Origin of the sequence: Rubripirellula obstinata, assembly GCF_001642955.1 — a bacterium.
Lineage (GTDB): Bacteria > Planctomycetota > Planctomycetia > Pirellulales > Pirellulaceae > Rubripirellula > Rubripirellula obstinata.
On record NZ_LWSK01000226.1, the window covers coordinates 1 to 3703 of the forward strand.

7 protein-coding genes are annotated in these 3703 nt (G+C 55.3%); all 7 read right to left on the reverse strand.

All coding sequences use genetic code 11. The features are described 5' to 3' along the window. Positions 1-183: 183 nt before the first annotated feature. Entirely contained in the window at positions 184-420 is a 237-nt protein-coding gene (locus RC85_RS25140) for a hypothetical protein (RefSeq protein ID WP_068267600.1), read from the reverse strand. 186 nt (positions 421-606) lie between these two features. Then, entirely contained in the window at positions 607-1056 is a 450-nt protein-coding gene (locus RC85_RS25145; protein WP_068267601.1) for a hypothetical protein, read from the reverse strand. Positions 1057-1608: 552 nt separating this feature from the next. Further along, positions 1609-2043 carry a ribonuclease E inhibitor RraB gene (locus RC85_RS29120; RefSeq protein WP_068267602.1) on the reverse strand — a complete coding sequence of 145 codons (435 nt, stop codon included), beginning with the start codon at positions 2041-2043 and terminating at the stop codon, positions 1609-1611. Continuing rightward, positions 1988-2173, reverse strand: a complete 186-nt coding sequence (locus RC85_RS27925) for a hypothetical protein (protein WP_162273280.1) — start codon at positions 2171-2173, stop codon at positions 1988-1990. Before RC85_RS27925 ends, RC85_RS29120 begins: the two co-directional genes overlap by 56 nt. A gap of 410 nt (positions 2174-2583) precedes the next feature. Next, on the reverse strand, positions 2584-2748 hold the full coding sequence (locus RC85_RS27930; RefSeq protein WP_162273281.1) for a hypothetical protein: 165 nt from the start codon (positions 2746-2748) through the stop codon (positions 2584-2586). A 357-nt stretch (positions 2749-3105) separates the two neighbouring features. Further along, entirely contained in the window at positions 3106-3414 is a 309-nt protein-coding gene (locus tag RC85_RS25160; protein ID WP_149752474.1) for a hypothetical protein, read from the reverse strand. A gap of 53 nt (positions 3415-3467) precedes the next feature. Next, positions 3468-3703, reverse strand: a 236-nt coding sequence (locus RC85_RS27935) for a hypothetical protein (protein ID WP_162273282.1), incomplete at its 5' end; no start/stop codon positions are given.

Sequence of the window (3703 nt, forward strand, 5' to 3'; positions counted from 1 at the left end):
AGGGCGCGAGGCGGGCAGCAAATGTCCGCGGCTCAGTCGGATAACGTCTAGGATCACCGGGTACGGAGGGAAAAGTCAACCATCACGGAAAATCTCGCAAGCCGTACTCCGGTGCATCCTTTGGTTATCCGCCAGCAAAAAAAGAGCGAAGGCAAGTGTAGGTTCATCACGTAAAGCACACGTTCAGATTCGGCCAGTGAGTGCGCGGAAAATGTCGCGATGGTCGCGAAGGCGGTACCGTTCGGGAATCTTGTCTAGTGATCTGGGTATGAAAACAAGCATTGCAAGCGATGCGATTGCGGCGGGTGCGGCGAGGGCAGCGAGTTGGCGATATTCGTTTGTGCCAAGAAAACCGAGGAACCCAAGAAAGAAAAGGAAGCCGAGAAAAGCGAAGTATCGACGGTCGTATGCTTTAGTCATTGTGTCGTCCTTAGTGGGAAGTGTCAGGAAACGTGTATTTCAGTCGGATAACGTCCGGGTTCACCGGGCCGGGAGGGAAAAGTTAACCATCGGAAAACGCCCGCAAGCCCGGCTCCGGTGCAACCCATGGTTATCCGTTCCGCAGCTGTACGCTCGTGACATTGTAGCAGATGCATCACAGGAGTGTTACAAATCAATCAAATCCACAAATTCGGTAAACGTCGCCGCAACGGGACACCAAAGTACACCGTCGTCGGTCCATTCACTTGCGACCACTCGCGGGTTAGTTGCTGAAGTTCGGTAGTCGAGAGCGATTGCGAGGTCATCGCCAGGGACTTTGTTTGTTGCGACAAAGAACGCTCGATCCATGTTCAGCCAGGGAAGGTCGCGGGTATCGGTAGTGATGCTGCTGCGGTATTCGCGAAACAGCTTCGAGTACTTTGGGTCATCCGCGATTGAGGTTGCAGATTCAAAGGCCATTTCCTCGAGTGAAGGCAGAAATCGAAGTGGGTAACGAATCATGGGCACCACCTTGCGGAGAGTGTCGTCGCCGGGGTGACGCCAACGGTTCGCGGCAATGAGATCAACTAACACTTGCGGAGCGGGAAGATTGCGTATGGAATTTCGATCGACCATGGTTCTAGCTGTATTTCAGCGAAGATGCCCCAGTCGGATAACGGAATGCATCACCGAGGTGGCGGGATTTGACGTGCAAGCAGAGAGAAAAGCGTGCGGCCGCCACTCCGGTGCATGCAATGGTTATCCGTAATGCACCATTGCGATGCCGTCGGCGCGGACTTCGTCCCCGTGGGTGACCATCACCATGTTAAGATCGTAGCAAAGAGTGGTTGGTCAAGCAAGTTTCGGTGGGCATCGTTAAATCGAGCAACCGAAGACAGGCGTTGGTTGTGCCACGCAGTGCATCCGGCACGTCGGCATTAGTTGAGCATTGGAATTCAGGCGTTGGTTGATGCCCCGCAGGGCAGTCTGGGCTTGAGTATTGATCGAGCGTTTGGGGCAAGGCGGTTTTGGTCGAGCATGGGTTGTGCCCCGCAGGGCGCGAGGCGGGCAGCAAATGTCCGCGGCTCAGTCGGATAACGTCCCGCATCACCGGGTCGGGAGTGTTGATGTTCCATTTGAAAACGGCCGCAAGCCCGACTCCGGTGCATGCGATGGTTATCCGTACGTTCACTCGTATTCGAGCAACGGTGGGGCGACATACCACATTTGCATTCCGGATTCGTCGTACATGCCAGTATACGCCCAAAGAGTTGGGTGGAGCGAGAGGGCAAGAGTCCACAATCGGTGCGTGTCCAGCACAAGATCGGCAAATGTCGGTGTCCACACACGGTCGCATTCGCATTGCCATCCGCCAGCATCGTCGCGTTCGGAGACGGATGTGGTCCAGTCGAGTGGAACTAAATCACGAAACGAAAAGGCCAGAGTGCGATCCGGGAAGGTAAGGATGTGCCTCACGACCCGCGGTGAAGTTAGTGCGTCACCCTCATTGCGGGCAGTCTTGAGCAATGCACGAACGTTGTCCGTGAGATGAGGTTCGACCTCCCAGTCAATATCGGCGGACGCCGTAAGTGTCGCAAGTTGGTGCCGAAGCCATTTCAGCATGGAATGCCATCATTTCAGTCGGATAACGGTGAACATCACCGAGGTGGCGGCGATAGACGTGCAAGCAGAGAGAAAAGTCTGCCACCGCCACTCCGGTGCATGTTTTGGTTATCCGCCGATCACGAACCACGCAACGAGGGAAGCAGGGCCAGCGGTGAATAAGGAAAGCAGAGCGGAAAGCGAGAACCCTCTTTTGATTCCAATCGGGGTAAACCGGTGTTTTGTTCCGCGATCGCAGTAATCGTGGACGAGCCACGCGTATGATAACCCGCCCGCAACGAAGTATGCTACAGTGGCCGAAACTATGGTCGTTGCAGGCTGTTTTGTCGTCCAGTATGTAAGGAATGCGACCGTTGACGTCGCGATGATCAAGATTGTCATTGCCGTAACGCCGGTATCCCGCTTGACTTCACGCTTAACGGTAAGCCCAGCTACGATCACGAAGAAGTCGGCGGTCGCATAGGATGCAATGCCCAGCAAGAGCGGTGGAAGGACGAAGTAGATCGCTAGTTCGAGGGAGGATACATCCATCACAACGTGTCACCAAGTCGGATAACGGTATGCATCACCGAGGTGGCGGGATTTGACGTGCAAGCAGAGAGGAAAGCGTGCGGCCGCCACTCCGGTGCATGCAATGGTTATCCGCAAAACACCATCGCGATACGGTCCGTCCGGGCGGACTTCGTCCCCGTGGGTGACCATCACCGTGTTAAGATAGTAGCAAGGAGTGGTCGTTCGAGCAAGTTTCGTCGGGCAGCAGTAAATCGAGTGCAAGAAGGCAGGCGTTGGTTGTGCCACGCAGTGCATCAGGCACACCGGCGTTGTTCGAGCATTGAAATTCAGGCGTCGGTTGGTGCCCCGCAGGGCAGTCGGCATTTCGGTCTAGGTCGGTTGTTGGGGACAGGGCGTTCTTGGTCGAGCATTAGAGATGCCCCGCAGGACGCGAGGCGGGCAGCAAGTGTCCGCGGTTCAGTCGGATAACGGTATGCATCACCGAGGTGGCGGCGATTGATTTGCAAGCAAAGGGAAAGTCTTCCACCGCCACTCCGGTGCATGCAATGGTTATCCGTCAGCAATAGTCAATGAGTTTACGGTTTCCCAAAACAGGGGCGGTGTCGGCAGGTCTCCAGTCGGTTGTGGGGCGATTCTCCAGGCGTCAGGTTCCGCCAGCATTCGGCCGAGGCTAAGTCCTAGTTTGCGTGTCATGGGGTAGTCGAAGATCAGGTTCAAACGATCACGATCCGCCTTCCATTCGGCCGCGCGCTGTTTCTGCCACAGAGGGTCGAATTGAAGTGTGTGCCGAAGCGGCTCGTCCGCCTGTGCGGACAATGCAACGAATCCCAGCAACAAAGCGATGACAGCAGAACGCATTTTGTATCCTATTACTGTGAACAAGGAATTCCTGTGAACGTGGAACATGATTGTCATCGACATGCCTTTGAGGTGTCAACGGCATTTCGGGAGTTCAGTGAATCGACAGCTGGTTCAACCTCAGTCGGATAACGGTATGCATCACCGAGGTGGCGGGATTTGACGTGCAAGCAGAGAGGAAAGCGTGCGGCCGCCACTCCGGTGCATGCAATGGTTATCCGCAATACACCATCGCTATACGGTCCGTCATCGCGGACTTCGTCCCTGTGGGTGACAATCACCGTGATGA

Coding starts and splice junctions, on each gene's coding strand:
- RC85_RS25140 (WP_068267600.1), bottom strand. CDS start 420: ATGACTAAAGCATACGACCGTCGATACTTCGCTTTTCTCGGCTTCCTT.
- RC85_RS25145 (WP_068267601.1), bottom strand. CDS start 1,056: ATGGTCGATCGAAATTCCATACGCAATCTTCCCGCTCCGCAAGTGTTA.
- RC85_RS29120 (WP_068267602.1), bottom strand. CDS start 2,043: ATGCTGAAATGGCTTCGGCACCAACTTGCGACACTTACGGCGTCCGCC.
- RC85_RS25160 (WP_149752474.1), bottom strand. CDS start 3,414: ATGCGTTCTGCTGTCATCGCTTTGTTGCTGGGATTCGTTGCATTGTCC.